15 protein-coding genes and 1 riboswitch are annotated in these 17,612 nt (G+C 60.8%); of the genes, 5 read left to right on the forward strand and 10 right to left on the reverse strand.

Annotation, left to right across the window (positions count from 1 at the left end; translation table 11 throughout):
• Nucleotides 1–180: 180 nt before the first annotated feature.
• From SBC1_RS31830 to SBC1_RS31840, 3 genes are all read right to left on the reverse strand, one after another.
• The gene (locus tag SBC1_RS31830; protein ID WP_165101802.1) at nt 181–924 is read right to left on the reverse strand and encodes a molecular chaperone; all 744 of its coding nucleotides are present in this window, start codon (nt 922–924) and stop codon (nt 181–183) included.
• A gap of 85 nt (nt 925–1,009) precedes the next feature.
• On the reverse strand, nt 1,010–1,570 hold the full coding sequence (locus SBC1_RS31835) for a fimbrial protein (protein WP_165101800.1): 561 nt from the start codon (nt 1,568–1,570) through the stop codon (nt 1,010–1,012).
• A 495-nt stretch (nt 1,571–2,065) separates the two neighbouring features.
• The gene (locus tag SBC1_RS31840; protein ID WP_165104309.1) at nt 2,066–3,190 is read right to left on the reverse strand and encodes an OpgC domain-containing protein; all 1,125 of its coding nucleotides are present in this window, start codon (nt 3,188–3,190) and stop codon (nt 2,066–2,068) included.
• Nucleotides 3,191–3,496: 306 nt separating this feature from the next.
• On the opposite strand from SBC1_RS31840, the gene SBC1_RS31845 reads away from it, so the two are divergent.
• Nucleotides 3,497–4,240: a TerC family protein gene (locus tag SBC1_RS31845; RefSeq protein WP_165104310.1), complete on the forward strand. Its 744-nt coding sequence runs from the start codon at nt 3,497–3,499 to the stop codon at nt 4,238–4,240.
• A 55-nt stretch (nt 4,241–4,295) separates the two neighbouring features.
• Here the strand turns inward: SBC1_RS31845 and SBC1_RS31850 are convergent, their stop codons facing one another.
• The 4 genes from SBC1_RS31850 to cbiE are packed head-to-tail and all read right to left on the reverse strand — an operon-like array spanning nt 4,296 to nt 7,437.
• Nucleotides 4,296–4,691 carry a DUF4186 domain-containing protein gene (locus tag SBC1_RS31850; RefSeq protein WP_165104311.1) on the reverse strand — a complete coding sequence of 132 codons (396 nt, stop codon included), beginning with the start codon at nt 4,689–4,691 and terminating at the stop codon, nt 4,296–4,298.
• 10 nt (nt 4,692–4,701) lie between these two features.
• A complete protein-coding gene (cobM, locus tag SBC1_RS31855) occupies nt 4,702–5,430 on the reverse strand; it encodes a precorrin-4 C(11)-methyltransferase (RefSeq protein WP_165104312.1) in 729 nt (242 codons plus the stop codon).
• Nucleotides 5,431–6,183, reverse strand: a complete 753-nt coding sequence (locus SBC1_RS31860) for a cobalt-precorrin-6A reductase (RefSeq protein WP_165104313.1) — start codon at nt 6,181–6,183, stop codon at nt 5,431–5,433.
• A 45-nt stretch (nt 6,184–6,228) separates the two neighbouring features.
• Entirely contained in the window at nt 6,229–7,437 is a 1,209-nt protein-coding gene (cbiE, locus tag SBC1_RS31865) for a precorrin-6y C5,15-methyltransferase (decarboxylating) subunit CbiE (RefSeq protein ID WP_165104314.1), read from the reverse strand.
• Nucleotides 7,438–7,567: 130 nt separating this feature from the next.
• Nucleotides 7,568–7,745, forward strand: a riboswitch (cobalamin riboswitch).
• 169 nt (nt 7,746–7,914) lie between these two features.
• Here cbiE and cobG point away from each other — a divergent pair.
• Genes cobG through cobJ form a run of 4 tightly spaced genes read left to right on the forward strand, consistent with a single transcriptional unit; the run spans nt 7,915 to nt 12,167 of the window.
• On the forward strand, nt 7,915–9,150 hold the full coding sequence (cobG, locus tag SBC1_RS31870) for a precorrin-3B synthase (protein WP_165104315.1): 1,236 nt from the start codon (nt 7,915–7,917) through the stop codon (nt 9,148–9,150).
• A complete protein-coding gene (locus SBC1_RS31875) occupies nt 9,143–9,769 on the forward strand; it encodes a precorrin-8X methylmutase (protein WP_165104316.1) in 627 nt (208 codons plus the stop codon). The genes cobG and SBC1_RS31875 overlap by 8 nt, the downstream gene beginning before the upstream one ends.
• The gene (locus SBC1_RS31880; RefSeq protein WP_165104317.1) at nt 9,766–10,494 is read left to right on the forward strand and encodes a precorrin-2 C(20)-methyltransferase; all 729 of its coding nucleotides are present in this window, start codon (nt 9,766–9,768) and stop codon (nt 10,492–10,494) included. The genes SBC1_RS31875 and SBC1_RS31880 overlap by 4 nt, the downstream gene beginning before the upstream one ends.
• Nucleotides 10,482–12,167 (forward strand): precorrin-3B C(17)-methyltransferase, encoded by a 1,686-nt coding sequence (gene cobJ, locus SBC1_RS31885; protein WP_165104318.1) that lies wholly within the window; start codon nt 10,482–10,484, stop codon nt 12,165–12,167. Before SBC1_RS31880 ends, cobJ begins: the two co-directional genes overlap by 13 nt.
• Nucleotide 12,168: 1 nt before the next feature.
• Here cobJ and SBC1_RS31890 read toward each other — a convergent pair whose 3' ends face one another.
• The 3 genes from SBC1_RS31890 to cobN form a co-directional block, all read right to left on the reverse strand.
• On the reverse strand, nt 12,169–12,729 hold the full coding sequence (locus tag SBC1_RS31890) for a VWA domain-containing protein (RefSeq protein WP_370469671.1): 561 nt from the start codon (nt 12,727–12,729) through the stop codon (nt 12,169–12,171).
• A 113-nt stretch (nt 12,730–12,842) separates the two neighbouring features.
• Nucleotides 12,843–13,841, reverse strand: coding sequence for an ATP-binding protein (locus tag SBC1_RS31895; protein WP_241202302.1), 999 nt, complete (start codon nt 13,839–13,841; stop codon nt 12,843–12,845).
• Nucleotides 13,838–17,611: a cobaltochelatase subunit CobN gene (gene cobN / locus SBC1_RS31900; RefSeq protein ID WP_165104319.1), complete on the reverse strand. Its 3,774-nt coding sequence runs from the start codon at nt 17,609–17,611 to the stop codon at nt 13,838–13,840. Before cobN ends, SBC1_RS31895 begins: the two co-directional genes overlap by 4 nt.
• Between the last annotated feature and the right edge of the window lies 1 nt (nt 17,612).

A 17,612-nucleotide genomic window follows, 5' to 3' on the forward strand; every position in this document is an offset into this window, starting at 1 on the left:
CAGCCTGCGTTTGATTGGGTCCATTCAGACGCGACTTGACCCATCGGGCTGTTCGGAACAGTCCGCTCGGTAAAACGCGTGTTGAGTGTTGGGGAAGGCGTCGGCCGGGTACCGCCCGCGACACCTTCAATCCGCCCCGATGCGGGGCGAAGCCTTACGGCGGGTCTTTAAAACGGGGACTTATGGAGCAATAGGCGTGTCGAACGGCAAGGAGCCACCGAAATCGCTGATACCGACAGACTTGACGTGCGCGTTAGCCGGCACTGCCTTGAGGTTCTTCACCGGAAACTGCGCGCTGCCGCGTGGCTCGACCATGCCGCCTACGTCGTTCGCATAGGTCTGGCCCGCACCCACTACTTCGATCTTGCTGAACGACACGTAATAAGCCGTCGGGTTCGTCGCCTTCACGTCGTAGCCCTTGTTATCGGCTGAGGGCACCAGCTTCCAGGTCACTTTTGAGGGGGCGTCATCCGCCGTGCCGGCCAAGCCCTTCGGACGCGCAAACACCTTGATGCGCGTGCGAAACGCAAACTGCAGCGAATTGGTGTCCGAGGTCTTCGCGGTCTTGGGCGGCACGTCGAGCACGTTCAGCCAGAACACCGACTCGCGGTCCTGCGGCAGCGCATCGCCCGTGTACATCATGCGCAGCGTCTGCGACTTGTTGGCCTCCATGCGAAAGATCGGCGGCGTCAGCACGAACGGCGCGCTCGCTTCACCCGGCTTCGCATCGGCGTTGCCCTTGTCCATCCAGACCTGCACCAGCGACGGCTCGGCGCGATCGTTAGTGAGCTTGACCGTCATCTCACGATTTTCAAGGGGATACACCACCCGCGTGCCGCCCACAGTCACGCTTGCGCCCGCGCTGCCGCACAAGAGCGCCGCGACCAGACCCAAACCACAGGCAATTCGATTAAGGGACTTCATGATTGATGTATCTCCGTAAAAAACGTATCTCGATATTTCGGTAAAAAAACAGGCATCTGCACCCGCAGACACCTGTCGATACGGCTTACTGGTAGTCGACCGTGTACTGCACCGAGGTGTTGACAGGACCCGCGGTGGCCTTGCCCGTGGCGTAGTACTCAGCGAAATACTTCAGGTCCGCAGCGCCTGAAACAATCGCCGCGCCGTTGCCTGCCATGTCGTTGTTTTCGCCGGTGACCACGTTGATGGGCAAGTGCGATGCGTTGAGCAAGCGAACCTGGACGTTCTGCGCGCCGGCCGGGGCCTGGTTCGTCAGATAACCGGTGGTCTGGTCAATCGTCGGGCCGTTTTCGAAACGCGCGACGGCCTTGGTTTCGGTCGAGCAGCCGCTCAGCGCGAAGGTCATGTCAGTGGCAGCGGTCGTGCCGGCGGTTGCGCCCTTGGCCCCCAGGGTGCTGTCCGTCACGGTCGGCAGCGTGACATTCTTGTCAGCGGCACCCGCCGTTTTTGCATCGATCGAGCACGTTGTATCGGTCACGGCCCCCGTGAAGGTGATCGTGCCGTCAGCCGCGGCGGCGCCGGTTGAAGCCAAAGCCATAGTGGCCAGGGTTGCAGCAGCAGCGAGGGTGGAGATGAATGATTTCATGAACGTTTCCAATAGAGAAATGAATGATGTCGTGTAGACGCTTTCGGCGCTTAGGACTACTAGCCCAGTTAATGCCGAGCGCATGCGAGCCACTGTCTTTTCATCGTCTGGATTCGTGTGGGAGGCGATGAACCGGTTCGTCTGCGAGTGAATGAATATTAAGACGGGGCACCTCGGATGCCTCTCGGAACTCTCCGAAAGAATTAGGACGAAATTGAGAATTATTAGGAGTGAAACGGTGCGGGCGGGGGGGTGAGGCGAGCGCGTTCGGGAACGCCAAAAGGCGTCCGCGAATGCGGACGCCTTTTGGGGGTTTAGCTTTTAGATAGGCTCAGGCGGGTGAGGAGTTTCGGGAGCGGTGGGGCGTACCGACGGGGCCTTATGAAGAACTTGTCCGATCTGCTGACGCGCGGCGCAGCAAGGAGATGCTCAAAATGCAGACCGTTAGTCGCATTTTCTTGTTTGACGAACGACGAAGCTGAAGCATCCCGCCGTTCATCGAACGACGGGATGCTCCCCTTCTCTCTTCGCGACCGGCGCCGGTCTTAAACCGATCACATCAAGGACACGCTGGCGATGCGGAATCGCCAGCAACAGACCTAGCGCAACCGCGTCGGCGGCGAGACCGAGCGGGACGTCAATCAGGCCGCCAGTAAGCGTGAACAACACCGAATCCACGCACAACGAAATCACCGCGCCCGCTACGAAGCACACCAATCCATCGCGGCCGACCGCGCCGACCCACGTCAAGCGCCGCGCAATCTGCTTCACCACTCCGTGACGTGCCAGATCGCTCGCAATCCATGCAATACCCAAGAAGTTGACAATCCGCGCCCCGGCCAGATTGCGCTTGAAATCGCCATCGAAGGAAACCGGGAGCACAAGCAACTTGTAGTACGCCATGCCTGCAACAATCGCGAGGGCCGCAACGCTCGCCATCCAGCCGAACCGGTGCGAACTCACTCGCTGATAGACGGGGTGGCAACATGCAAGCACAGCTATCACGAACATCAACTGCCATGCGGCCGGATTGAAATCCCACAGCAAGTCATTCGCCGACGGCAAATACTCGGCAACGGGCGTCGCTGCTGCCCACAACGCGATGCTGGCGCCCAGCAACAGCCACGGCTTGGTGCGCGCCAACGGCAACACGAGCGGCACGGTCAGCGCAAAAAAGGCGTACATGGGCAGGACGGAAGACAGATACGGCTGACGGCGCAAAAGCAGCACGTCGGCCAACGCAGTGAAGGGCGCTGCCAGAACGGCATCCAGATCGGCAGTGGCCAGATTCGGTGCGCTGCCGAAAAACGGCCGCAACAGGAAACTTGTCAGCAGCATCAAGGCCGCGGTGATGAGAAACGCGCGATAGATTTCGAATGCACGCCGGAAAAACCGTGCCCGTGCGACCGATTCCGAGCGGCGCGCCGACATTGACTCATAGGCGGTCGCAGTGGCAAATCCGCCAAGGAACACGAAGACTTCGGCGGCGTCGTTGAGCGCGAACGAGTGAAGCGTCACACGCGATATCATGCTGCCGCCAATATGATCGACCAGGATCACCAGCAGTACGAGCCCACGAAAAAAGTCCAGTTCGACCAGGCGTTGCGATTTTCCCTGCATTCGAAACCCGAAAGGAACTGCCGGAATCGGGCAGCAAAGATTGAAGACGCCAGAACCGTAGGCCGAGGAAGCCGCTCCGGTTAAGTAAGGGTGAGCAAAGTCAGAGTTTACCCGTATTTGCGCAATGCACCATTTTGATGCGCATGTTGGCGTCAATATGGAGTCCGGCGAACTTTTTGACGCCACACCGCTCTCAATTATTTCATTAAGCTTACGTTTTTGCTTGGCGCGTCACGTATCATCGCGAACGGCCGCTGCGTAGGCGCCTTCCCGTTTCCTCCTACTTCCCCAAGACCCTCGGATCTCATGGACTATTTAGTTGCATTGGCAAGCGACCCCGGCGCGTGGGCTGCACTAGCGACGCTGCTTGTCATGGAAGTCGTGCTCGGCATCGACAACCTGATCTTCATCTCCATTCTTACGAACAAACTGCCCGAAGCGCACCGCGCACGCACGCAGCGGCTCGGCATTGGGCTGGCGTTGATCATGCGTCTCGGCCTGCTCGGCACGGTCGCGCTGATCGTGCGCCTGACCGCCCCGATCTTCACCGCGTTCGGACACGACTTCTCGTGGCGCGACCTGATCCTCATTGCCGGCGGCGCGTTCCTTGTGTGGAAAGCGACCACCGAGATCCATCATCATGTCTCGGGTGAAGGCGCCAACGGCGACGGTGTTGTGAAGACGTCCACGCTCACGCCGTGGTCGGCGATCGGTCAGATCCTGGTGCTCGATCTCGTGTTTTCCATCGACAGCATCGTGACCGCTGTGGGCATGACCGAGCACATTCCCATCATGTTCGTTGCGGTGGTCGGCGCCGTTTCGGTGATGATGTTCGCGGCCGGACCGCTATCGCGTTTCATCGAAAGGAACCCGACTGTCGTGATGCTCGCACTCGGCTTCCTGCTCGTGATCGGTATGACGCTGGTCGCCGAAGGGTTTGGATCGCACGTGCCGAAAGGCTACATCTACGCAGCGATGGCGTTCTCGGCGTTGGTCGAGGGGCTGAATATGTTGTCGCGAAGGGCGAAGAAAAAACGCGCTTTGGAATGATCGCGTGATAAGTCGAAAACGCCGCGTGGCTCAAAACCGCGCGGCGTTTTTTTTGTTAGAACGGCAGGTCCGGCTGACGCGGCGGCTTGTCGGCGCCGGCCACTTTTTGCGCCTTCAACCAGCGTTCGATAGCCTGCACGACGTGATCCCGCTCGTCATCGTCCAGTAGTTTTCCCGCCTCAATGCCATGCCATTTCGCAAGGCAACCTCGGCAGCACGTTGCCGTGGCGTGCTGCGCGACAAACACCGGATGACCGCGAAACGGCGTCTGCTTGCCGTCGTTCGGCAGATATGCCGGCGCAAGCCGGCGCGTAATCAGTTCACGGGCATGGCTGACCACTTCGGTCATGCCATGTTCACGCAAATAAGCCTCTTCACGCGCACGCAGGCGGAAGCGCATGCGGAAATTCGAATGCGACAAGGCACTGAAAACGGTATCGAGATCGCGCATGGCACGTGGCTCAGAATGGCTTGCGATACAGCGACGAATCCGTAAAGCCCTCTGCATTCAGCACATATCCAACCACGATCAACGCTGTCCTTTCAATGCCTTTTTCAAGCACTTTTCCTGCGATATCAGCGAGTGTGCCTAGCACTTTCTCTTCGTCAGGCCAGCTTGCCCGGAAGATCACGGCTACAGGACATTGCGCGCCGTAATGCGGAATCAGGTCGGCAACGATCCGTTCAATATGCCGTACCCCGAGGTGGATTGCCATGGTCGCGCGATGGCGTGCGAGATCGGCAAGTTGCTCGCCTTCGGGCATTGACGTCTTCGTGGCGAAGCGCGTAAGGATCACCGTTTGCGAAATGCCGGGCAACGTGAATTCGCAACCAAGGGATGCCGCCGATGCAGCCGCCGCCGTGACTCCCGGTACAATTTCATAAGGAATGGAAAGCATATTCAAGCGCCGTATCTGCTCGCCTATTGCGCCATATAGCGACGGATCACCGGAATGGACACGCGCAACGTCTTTCCCTTTAAGGTGAGCAGCTTCGAGCAACGCGACAATTTCGTCGAGATGAAGATCGGCCGTATTCACGACGCTTTCCGCAGAATGTCCGCTCAGCACCGCTTCCGGCACAAGCGATCCGGCGTACAAAATAACCGGACAGGTACGAATGAGGCGCTGACCTTTCACCGTGATGAGTTCGGGATCTCCGGGTCCGGCACCAATGAAATAGACCGTCATTTAAGGGGTTTTATCAAAAAGTGAATGCGGATGGAACAATGCTTCAAGTGCGTCCAGAAGCGAGCTTGTATTGGAGAATTCGCGCTCGGCCGGTGGAAGGCGTGGCCGTTTCAGCATGACCACAGGCAAACCTCGTTCCCGCGCCACCGCAAGTTTCGCCTCCGTTGCCGCGCCGCCGCTATTCTTGCTGACGAGGACATCGGTTTGCTGCGCGTCGAAGAGCATGCGCTCACCTTCCAGCGAGAACGGTCCGCGCGCGCCAATGATTGTCGCGTGTGCGTTGCCGGGGTACGGGTCGAGGCAGCGAATGGTCCAGTGTTGCCAAGAGGGAATCTCACGGAGATGCGCGAGCGGTTCGCGGCCCAGCGTCCAGAACGGGTTTTTGTAAGGCGCAAGGGTATGGACGATGTCCGGAAAATCCACTGCCTCCCGCCAATCGTCTCCAGTTTGCGGTTGCCAGGGTGCGCGGCGAAGCGCCCAGCATTGGATGTTCGTGAGCGCACTGGCCGCGCTCGCGTGACGGCTCATTTGCGCGGCGTAGGGATGCGTGGCATCGACTATCAGGCCGATGGATTCGGCTTCAATGAACGCCTTTAACCCTTCAACGCCTCCGAAGCCGCCCGCGCGCACGCTGCAGACCAGATCGGCTGGCATACGGCCCAAGCCGGCGAGGCTATAGACATGGCTAGGGCCGAGACGGCGCGCGATTGTCAATGCGTCACCAGTGCCTCCTAACAGCAAGATCCGTTTCATTGCGCCGCCCCCTGTCTCGTCACGCATGGTGGTAACCAAAAAACATTATGGTTTGACAGCATGCAGTAGCGTGATGGGAAGCGCTTGGCGCCAGGTATCGAAGGTGCCTAGCGGCTGTGCATAAGCAACGCCAATACGCGTCATCTCGCCGCCGTGAAGCGCGCGCCACGCGATCAGCGTTGCTTCGCTCTGGATGGTGACGGCGTTGACGATCATCCGCCCGCCTTTCTTCAGATGAGACCAGCAGGTGTCGAGCATCTCGGGCGCGGTCACGCCACCACCGATAAAAATCGCATCGGGCGCAGGCAACCCGGCTAACGCACCCGGCGCCTCACCCTCGACCAGTTGAAGTCCAGGCACGCCAAGCGCATCGCGATTGTGTTCGATCAGGCGTTGACGCTCACCGTTCGCTTCGATCGCGATAGCACGGCAACTCGGGTGCGTGCGCATCCATTCGATACCAATGGAACCGCATCCCGCACCCACGTCCCACAGCAGTTCACCGGGTTCAGGCGCGAGCCGCGACAGCGTAATCGCACGGACATCGCGTTTGGTGAGCTGTCCGTCGTGCTGGTATGCGTCGTCTGGAAGGCCGGGCGTCAGCGGCAAGCGCAGCACATGGTTTTCCGCGATGCACTCGATCGCCACCAGATTCAGCGCGGCCACGTCACTTGACGTCCACGCGCTGGCCACGCTATTGATACGCCGCTCCTGCTCGCCTCCCAGATGCTCGAACACGCTCAGACGGCTCGCGCCAAAACCACGTTTCGTCAGCAATGCCGCGACCAAGCCTGGACTTGAAGCGTCGCTGCTTAGAACAAACAGGCGCGCGCCGGGATGAAGCTGCGTTTCGAGCGCCGCAATCGGCCGCCCGACCAGCGACACCGCCGTCACATCCTGCAGCGCCCAGTGCAAACGCGCGGCGGCAAGCGACAGCGAAGACGGCGCGGGTAACACGCAGAACTCATCTGCTGCCAGTTCGCGGGCGAATGTTGTGCCGACGCCGAACATCATCGGGTCGCCGCTCGCGAGCACACACACCCGGCTGCGTTCGTGACGATATTCAAGTACCGGCGCAATCGTGAACGGCGTAGGCCATGCACGACGTTCGCCGCCAATCCGGGCCGGCAATAACGCGAGATGACGCGCGCCGCCGAAAATCGTATCGGCGCTCAGCAACGCCTGGCGCGCGTGCCGGCTAAGTCCGCCCCAGCCATCTTCCCCGATCCCCACCACGGTCAACCACGGTGACATCCGCCGATCCTCACTTGATTCATTCGCTGGCTCATTCACTCATTACGCCGCGTCTGCAACGTGGCCGAGACAATGCGGCTAAAGCAGGTCCGGCCTGACGCCGATGCGCTTTATCCGCCGCAAAAACGGGCATAATACCGCGTTAGTCGGTGCCCTTACGGGCCTAACAGGGAACACAGCAGAACTGTGGCTGCCCCCGCAATTGTACGCAGCGAGTCCGCGCTCCACTGCCACTGGTTTCGACTGGGAAGGCCGGCACGGACGTCGACCTGCAAGCCAAGAGACCTGCCGACCTGAATTCTTCGTGCAAGCCAACATCGGGCGGGGTGTACCGATACCGCGAACGTGTCATCCCCTCAAAGGGTCCGACATGCTCAAGGCGCCGCGCGAGACCGAACGGGTCACGCTTTGAACGAACCACTCACTACTGTGCACGCATCAACGCAAGCATCACGGCCATCGGCTTGTCCGGGCCTGATGCGAATCGCGCCTGCGCGCGATGGCGGCCTGTGCCGCATTCGCCTCGCAAGCGGTGAACTGACTGCGGCGCAGGCGCGTGCTGTAGCGCAGGCGTCGCTCGAATTCGGTTCCGGTTTCATCGATGCAACCAATCGCGCGAATCTGCAGATCCGAGGCGTAAGGGAAGACTCGCAGGAAGCGCTCGTCTCGCAGCTCGTCGACGCGGGACTTGGGCCCGTCACGCCGGGTTCCGACGACCAGCGTAACGTCATGTCCAGTCCGCTGGCTGGCCTCGATTCGCACGCCTTGCTCGATGTCGCACCGCTCGTTTCCACGTTAATCGGGCAGATGCAGCGCGACGCGCGTTTGCATCAGCTGTCGCCGAAATTTGCGTTGATGGTGGACGGCGGCGAGCGCCTCGCCATGCTCGATCATCCTCACGATGTGTGGCTTTCAGCGGTATCGGCGGAACGGCTTGTGTTCGGGCTCGCGGGCCGTCCACCGCGGTTCGAAAACAATGCGCCGGCGTTGGCTGCGGTGAAAACCGGGCACGTCCCGGCACTGGTCGACGCACTGCTGCAAACCTTCCTCGATCTCGCGCAGCCCTGGCAGACCAGAATGCGCGATCTGCTGACGACGTGTCCTATCGAAGAAATTCTTGGCCGCGTTCAGGAGAAGCTTGGCTTTCTTTTAGATCGTGACGTTGAACACTGGCGTCGTCCGGCATCCGATGCAAGGCTGCGTTTCGGCGTGCATCGTCAAGGGACGGGCGACAGCGTGTGCGTTGGTGCGCAAGTCCCGCTTGGGCGCCTGGATGCCGCGACACTTTCCGCGCTCGCCGATCTCGCGCCACGAATACGCATGACGCCATGGCAAAGCGTCATGCTGCTAGACGTGCCCCCTGCTGATGCACGACCTCTAGTTGAACAACTCGCCGCGCTGGGTCTCGCAACATCGCCCGACGAACCATTCGCGCGCCTGATTGCGTGTACAGGTTCGCCGGGCTGCGCAAAAAGTTTCGCCGATACCAAAGCTGACGCACAACTTCTCGCGCGATCCATGCCGCCCGCAGGCGATGTCCATCTTAGCGGCTGCGCGCGCTCATGCGCGGCGGCGCACCGCGTTGAAACCACCTTGATGGCCGTCGCTCCCGGTCGCTACGATCTTTATGGCGATGCGCCTGAAGCCGTTGCCCGCCATCTCACCATTGAACAGGCAGCCCGCTGGCTAGCCCGGAGCACCCCTGATGCTTGATTACATTCGCGACGGTCAAGCGATTTATCGCGCGTCGTTTGCGACCATTCGTGCCGAGGCCAACCTCTCGGCCGTTCCCGCCGATCTCGAGAAACTTGCCGTGCGCGTGATCCATGCGTGCGGCATGACGGACGTAGTCGATGACCTCGTGTTCTCTCCCGGCGCAGGCATGGCAGGCCGCTCGGCGCTTGGCCAAGGCGCACCCATTCTCTGCGATGCCCGCATGGTCGCCGAAGGCATCACGCGCGCGCGGTTGCCGGCGAACAACCGTGTGATCTGCACGCTCAACGATTCCTCTGTACCTGAACGCGCTCGCGCACTCGGCAATACGCGCTCGGCCGCCGCGCTCGAATTGTGGCGCCCGGATCTTGAAGGCAGCGTGGTGGTGATCGGCAATGCGCCCACCGCGCTCTTCCATCTGCTCGACATGCTCGACGCCGGTGCGCCCAAACCTGCGCTGATCCTGGGCTTCCCGGTGGGGTTTATCGGCGCGGCGGAATCGAAGGCGCTGCTTGCCGCGAATAGCCGCGGCGTGCCGTTCGTCGCATTGCGCGGGCGGCGCGGCGGCAGCGCAATGGCGGCGGCGGCCGTGAACGCGCTGGCAACGGAGACCGAATGATGAGCGGACGCCTCTATGGCCTCGGTGTCGGTCCTGGTGACCCCGAGCTGATAACAGTCAAGGCATTGCGTTTGCTGACCTCCGCGCCGGTGGTCGCTTACTTCGTGGCGAAGGGCAAGAAAGGCAATGCGTTCGGGATCATTGAAGCGCATCTCAACGAAACGCAAACGCGCATGCCGCTGGTTTATCCGGTTACGACCGAAGCGCTTGAGCCGCCGCTTTGCTATGAAACGATCATTGGCGACTTCTACGATGAATCCGCCATCCGTATCGCAGATCATCTGGAAGCGGGACGCGATGTAGCCGTGATCTGCGAGGGCGATCCATTCTTCTACGGCTCCTACATGTATCTGCATGACCGGCTGGCCTTGCGCTTCGAAGCGCACGTGGTCCCGGGCGTGTGTTCCATGCTTGGTGGCGTGGCCGTGCTTGGGGTGCCGCTCGTGTACCGGAACCAGAGTTTGTCGGTGTTATCGGGCGTGCTGCCGGAAGCAGATCTAAAGCAACGTCTCGCCACCGCCGATGCCGCCGTGATCATGAAACTAGGCCGCAACTTCGAAAAGGTCCGGCGCGTGCTCACCGAACTCGGACTCGACAAACGTGCGCTTTACGTCGAGCGCGCGACCATGGCGAACCAGCGCATTGTGCCGCTGGAAGAAGTCGATCCCATGGCATCGCCCTACTTCTCGCTGCTCGTCGTGCCGGGGGAAAAATGGCAGGCGTGACGGCGTTGAGCGAGCAGGTCCCTGTGGCAATCGTGGTTCTGGGGATGGGCGCTTTGGGTACCGCGCGCCACATTCAGGCGCTGTATCCCGGTTCGCTGGTTCACGGTCTATCGAGCCGCGTGCAAGCCGATGTCGCATTCACTGAACTCGGCCCTCATCTGCGCGAACTCTATGCAAGCAACACGCCGATCGTCGCGTTGTGCGCAGCGGGCATCGTGATTCGATGCCTCGCATCCGCGCTCGCCGACAAGACCCATGAACCGCCCGTTCTAGCCGTGGCTGAGGACGCTAGCGCAGTCGTGCCTTTGCTTGGCGGTCTGGGCGGCGTGAACGTAATGGCGCGCGAAATCGCGGCGGCGCTGGACGTCGCACCAGCGATAACGACCAGCGGAGAACTACGTTTTGGCACCTGCCTGCTGAACCCGCCAGCGGGTTATGTGCTTGCCGATATCGAGCACGGGAAACGTTTTGTGTCGGACCTGCTCGCGGGAGCCACGACGCGCGTTGAAGGTCACGCGCCATGGCTCGACGCAGCAGACCTGCCACGCGCGACGGATGCCAGCCTCGCGATCCGGATCACACCGCACACGAGCGATACAGCTGACGAATTGATGATTCATCCGCGCTGTGCGGTTGTATGCGTGACGGCCTTATCTTCGGAGGGCTCGATCGTCGAACGCGTGCGCGGGATCTTGCGTGAACAGCGCATTGCACCATTGGCGCTGGCAGCAGTGCTTGCACCGTTGAGCATGATGACGTCTGCACCGCTTGTTCAAGCCGCTCGGACGCTGAACTTGTCGCTGCGCTTCGGAACGCTTCCTGCTAGCTTCGACACATTCGAGTCTCGTGACGACGGCATCACAATTGCCCTCGCGCCACATCCGCTCGATCCCTCAACGCTCGGGCAAGCACGCGGCACGCTCACCGTGATTGGTCTCGGTCCCGGCAGTGCGGATCTGATGGTGCCCGCAGCAAGACAGGCGTTATCGCAAGCAGACGATGTACTCGGCTACGAGACCTATGTGCGCATGGCCGGTCCGTTCGCGCCGCATCAGGTGCTTCATTGCAGCGACAACCGTGAAGAGATGCAGCGCGCGCGCCATGCGTTCGAACTGGCAAGTACGGGACGCAGCGTGGTGGTCGTATCGTCGGGGGACCCCGGGGTCTTTGCAATGGCTGCCGCCGTGCTCGAAGCGCTCGACGAGGCCCGGGACAACCCGCTATGGAATGCAGTGGACTTGCAGGTCGTGCCCGGTGTATCCGCCGCTCTGGCCACGGCCGCTCGTGCCGGCGCGCCGCTCGGACACGACTTCTGCATGCTGTCGCTTTCGGACAACCTCAAGCCGTGGGCCGTGATAGAAACGCGCTTGCGACATGCGGCTCAAGCCGATCTCGTGATGGCGTTTTACAACCCTGTCTCGCGCGCGCGGCCGTGGCAACTTGATCGCGCGCTGGATATCGTGCGTGAGCATCGGAGTGGCGCGACCCTGATCGTGCTGGGTCGAAACATCGGCAGGCCGGGTGAAACACTGACCACCACGACGCTGGATAAAATGCATGCCAGTCAGGTCGATATGCGTACGATGGTGATTGTTGGTTCGTCCACCACGCGCAGTTTTCCCCGTAACCGACGTGATGGCGATTGGGTATACACGCCGCGCTGGTACGAATGAACTAAGCGGACGTCATGGCAGCAGCCGTACGGTAGTCGGCCTGCCAAGACTCGGCGAGCGTCACGCAACGCCTTAAACGTATCGCCTCACTCTCGAAATCGACAATAACAATCTGATCCGCTGCATCGGGACGTGGTGGCGTTTCCGGACTGCGGCCATCGGTCAGCAACCACAGGAAGCGCCGCTGCGAAGGTCGGCGGTGCGCAGCCTTAAGCAGCACATTCGCGCCTGTGCGCACGCCCAGCGCGAGCGGCGTTCCTCCGCCTCCACCTATGGGTGCAAGCCAGCGATCGTTCCACCAATGCGCGGCCCCGGGTTCACGACGTACTTGCGCCGTCGCACCGCCAAAGCAGACCAGCGCAACCTCTGCACGCTCGCGGTACGCCCGGTCGAACAATGCCACGACCAGTCCTTTAGCCAGCGCAAGCCGTTTCCCGCCAAGCATGGAACCAGAACAATCGAGCACGAAGCAATGCAACGCGCTGCTGTCGCCCTGCTCGCGATGAAATCTCAGATGAGTTTCATCCAGAGGCTGATTGCGTTTTTCCAGCAGCGTTCGCAACCAGTCGATGCGCGTGCCCGGTTCGCCCCCGCGCGATCGCGTTCTACCTGATGCGGAGGGTTCTAGCCATCGAAGGCGGCCGGGATCGGCCTCTGGATCCAGCCTTCGATGGCTCAGGATTTTTTTGCGGCAAGCGGCCTGACGTTCTTGACTGCTGTGATGTCGACGGGTTCGGGAGGTATGTAGCCGAAGCTGGCTTCGTCCGTGTCTTTCCCGCCCTCTTGCGGGCGGGAGTCGGCAGCGCCCTGATCGCCAGGCGCACTGCCTTGCTTGCGCCGATGCAGCAACACTGACTCCGCTACGCGTTCAACGTGTTCCACGTTCACCGCTGAAGCTTCTTCAAATGCCGCCAGCGCGCGCGCCGCGCGTAGCATGACGAGATCGGCGCGCACGCCGTCCACGTGCGCCTCGATGCATAACTCGCTGACACTCGCGTGAACTGCATCGTCGAGTTCGAGGGTCGGAAGGATTAGCCTGGCTTGGTGAAGCCTTAGCGCCAAGGCTTCTTGTTGACCGGCAAATTGCGAGCGGAAAGCCTCAGGATTCCTATCGAACGCGAGACGCGCCTTGACGATCTCCCGACGTTTTTCAGCATCGAAGCAATTCTGCAATTCCACGGCCAGACCGAAGCGATCCAGCAATTGCAGCCTGAGTTCGCCCTCCTCCGGATTCATGGTCCCAATCAGCACGAAGCGCGTCTCATGCCGATGCGAAATGCCGTCCCGTTCGATTACGTTCGTTCCACTCGCCGCTACATCGAGTAACTGATCCACGAGTTGATTGGGCAACAGATTGACTTCATCGACGTACAACACCCCCTGATGCGCCTTCGCGAGCAAGCCCGGCGAAAAACGCACGCTGCCGTCGCGCAATACAGCTTCAATGTCCAGCGAACCGATCAACTGTTCTTCACTTGCCCCCAGCGGCAAGGTCACAAACTGGCCTTCGGGTAGTAGTTCAGCAAGCGCGCGCGCAGTCGTGGATTTCGCGGTGCCACGCGGACCGCTGACCAGCACGCCGCCCAGTGCAGGATCGATGGCCGCCAATAAAAGCGCTTGCTGCAAGGGTTCCTGTGCGACCAATGCGGCAAACGGGAAGATGAATTCGTTCACGTTCGTTGCCCTTCAAGTTGCTGTTCGGCGTCCAGCAGATGGCCTTCGATCTGATCCTGATACGCACCCGGACTTTGCCATAGGCCACGCTGCATTGCTTCAATCAAACGCTCGCAAATTGAATGCAGGGCGTGCGGATTATGCCGTTGCATGAACTCACGCGTGTCTGCGTCGTTCACATAGGCATCGGCGACCAGTGCGTACTGATGATCCGATACGACCCTTGCGGTGGCGTCGTAACCGAACAGATAGTCTACTGTTGCCGCGAGTTCCGACGCGCCCTTGTAACCATGCCGCTTCACGCCGTCGATCCATTTCGGATTGACCACGCGCGAGCGGATCACGCGGGAGATTTCTTCCTGCAATGTCCGGATGCGCGGCGCGGCGGGATTGCTGTGATCAGGGTTATACGCATGCGGCTGGGTACCGGAAAGATGCCGCACGGCCGCAACCATGCCGCCCTGGAACTGGTGATAGTCGTTCGAATCCAGCAGGTCGTGCTCGCGGTTGTCCTGGTTCTGCACCACCACGTCAATGGTCGACAAACGCGCGCCGAAGGTGTCGCGAGCCTCCACGCCATCACCCTTCTGCGAGTAAGCATACCCGCCTGAGCTTTGGAAACCGCGCGCGAGATCGGCGTCGTTTTGCCATTGCTTCGCGTCGATCATTTCCTGCAAGCCGGCGCCGTATGCGCCCGGCTTCGTGCTGAACACGCGCCATCCCGCACGCAGGCGCGCTTCCTTCTCGTCAAGGCCGCGCGCCATGTGTTCGTCGCGTTCACGCATGATGCGCGCACGGATCGGATTGAGGTCTTCGGCTTCGTCGTCAAGTTCGGCCACGGCTTGCACGGCGGCATCGAAGAGATGCATCAGGTTGGCGAACGCGTCGCGGAAAAATCCAGACACACGCAGCGTCACGTCAATGCGCGGACGATTGAAAATGGTGATAGGCAGGACTTCGAAATCAGTCACGCGATTGCTGCCCGCCGCCCACTTCGGCCGCACGCCGATCAGCGCCATGGCTTGGGCAATATCGTCACCGCCGGTGCGCATGGTGGCCGTGCCCCACACGGACAAACCAATCGCGCGCGGATAGTCGCCGTGCTCCTGAAGGTGCCGCTCAATCAGCAGGTTGGCTGACTTCAGGCCAAGCGTCCACGCTGCACGCGTTGGCACGGCGCGGGTATCGACGGAGTAGAAATTGCGGCCAGTAGGTAGGACGTCCGGCCTTCCACGCGATGGCGATCCACTTGGGCCCGGCGGCACAAACCGTCCGTCGAGACCGCGTTGAAGCTGCTTCAGCTCTTGCGGTCCGCACGCGTCGAGCCGTGCGAGCAAGTCGCCGTTCAGGCGTGTCAGTACCTGCGATGTATTTGGCCCCGTCGCGTCGGATGGCCGCTCAAGCAACGACGTTGCGAGCAACTCGAGACGCTCGCGGGTGTCGCCATGATGACGCCACGGCGCATCAATCACAGTTTCGAGTTCTGCAGGGCGGGGACCTGTCCACGGCGCGCTCCAGTCAGCATCGAGGGGATCGAATGCCTCGCCCAGGTTCAAGTCGCGGGCCAACGCAGTAAGCACGCTCGCGTTCGCGCCTTGTGCATCGCCGATTGGATAACGGCCCAGTGCAAGCAAGGTATCGCGGCGTTGCACGCCTTGCGGCGACGCGCCGAACACATGCAGGCCATCGCGGATCTGCGCCTCTTTGAGCTCGCATAAATACGCGTCGGCGCGTGTCAGTAATGCGTCTTCGGTATCGGAATCGCGAGGTTTATCCAGTCCGAGTTCCTCATGCAGCCGATGTTCCACAATGCTCGCCAGAATCGTCTTGCGCAGGAGTTTCGCGCGGCGTGGATCGACCATCAGCGCTTCATAATATTCGTCGACCTGACGCTCAAGGTCCTGCAACGGACCGTAGTTTTCAGCGCGCGTGAGCGGCGGCATCAAATGGTCGATGATGACCGCCTGCGCCCGCCGTTTCGCCTGGCTGCCCTCTCCTGGATCGTTGACAATGAACGGGTACAGATGCGGCATGGCGCCCAGCGTCAGGTCAGGCCAGCACGACGCGCTTAATGCAACGCTCTTGCCCGGCAGCCATTCGAGGTTGCCGTGCTTGCCGACGTGAACGATCGCATCCACGTTGAATCGCAGCCGCAGCCAGAAATAGAACGCGAGATACGCGTGCGGCGGCACAAGTTCAGCGTCGTGATAACTCGCGTAGTCGCCGCGCTCACGCGAGCGCGCCGGCTGGATGCCGATGAACACATGCCCGCAGCGCCAGCCCGCGATCATGAAGCGGCCACGACGGATCGTGGGATCGTTTTCGGGCGGACCCCAGCGTGCATTCAACTCCTGCTGGACGTTGTCCGGCAGCTTGGAAAAAGCGTCGAGGTAGTCGTCAAGCGCCAGGCTTTGTAACGCAGGACGCAGGTCGCGGACCACAGGATCATTCGTCACGCCCAAGGTCAGGGCCTGCATCAACGCGTCACCATCGGCGGGAATTTCATCTACCCGATACCCTTCCTTAGCGAGCATTGCAAGGATATTGATAACGGACGCCGGGGTATCAAGACCCACGCCATTGCCAATGCGGCCCTCGCTCAATGGATAGTTCGCGAGCACGAGCGCGATGCGTTTGTCTGCGTTAGCGAGTTGCCGTAAGCGACACCAGCGTTGGCTCAACTCGGCCACGAAATGCACCCGTTCAAGATCGGGCTGATAACGCACGACGTCGACTTGCGTGATCTCGCATCGATACGCAAGTCCCTTGAAGCTGATCGCGCGCGTGATGATGCGGCCATCCACTTCGGGCAGAGCGACATGCATGGCGACATCGCGCGAATTCAACCCGTGATTGTCCTTGAGCCAGTCTTCGCGATTTCCTCCACTGAGGATGACTTGCAGCACTGGCGCGTCGCCCGCGAGTTCGAAAGGCACGGGGTCGTCTATGACGCCCGCGGCGAATGAGGTCGTGTTCAGCACCAGCGACGCGCCATGATCCGCGCAGAGCTGCTGCACGACTTCGCGACTCAAGGGGTCTTTGAGCGACGCCATCGCTATTGGCAGCGGGTTGAGTCCATGCGCTTCCAGAGCCTCGATCAAAGCATCGAACACATCGGTATTGCCGGACTGCAAATGGGCTCGATAAAACAACACGGCAACGACGGGCGCACCCTGAACCCAGCGGTTTTTCCAATCGTCAACGGTCGCAATCAGCCGCGCCGGATGATAGATTGCCACTGCCGGCAACGGGCTCGGCGCATGCGCTTTACGCCCATACCCCAACGCCCTGAACGCGATGCAACGAAGAAACTCTTCGGCATTTTTCGCGCCGCCCTCACGCAGATAACGCCAGAGCTGATCGCATAACGCTGGCTCGGCCGTACTCTTCGCAACGAGGTTTGGATCTTCCTGCAGATCGCCGGAGAACATCACGAGCATCTGGTTATTGCGGCGCGCGAGCGTGGTGATGCTCTCGATTCCGTAAGGCCAGTACGCTTCACCGCCAAGGTGATCAATAACGATCACGCGTGCGTGCTTCAGCACGTCGTCGACGTAAAAATCCACCGATGCCGGTTGCCGCAAGAACGCCTGATTGGCGAGCCGCAGCGCGGGAAAATCCGCTTCCAGATGCGGCACGACACTGGCTAGAAGCGAGAGCGTGGTGTCGGCAGAGCTGAGCACGACGATCGGCGCAGGCGTCTGATCAATACGCATGACGCCGGCTGCGTCGTCGACAAAACCGCCGGGCGTCGTGCGTAGCAGATGCATG

Origin of the sequence: Caballeronia sp. SBC1 (assembly GCF_011493005.1) — a bacterium.
Lineage (GTDB): Bacteria > Pseudomonadota > Gammaproteobacteria > Burkholderiales > Burkholderiaceae > Caballeronia.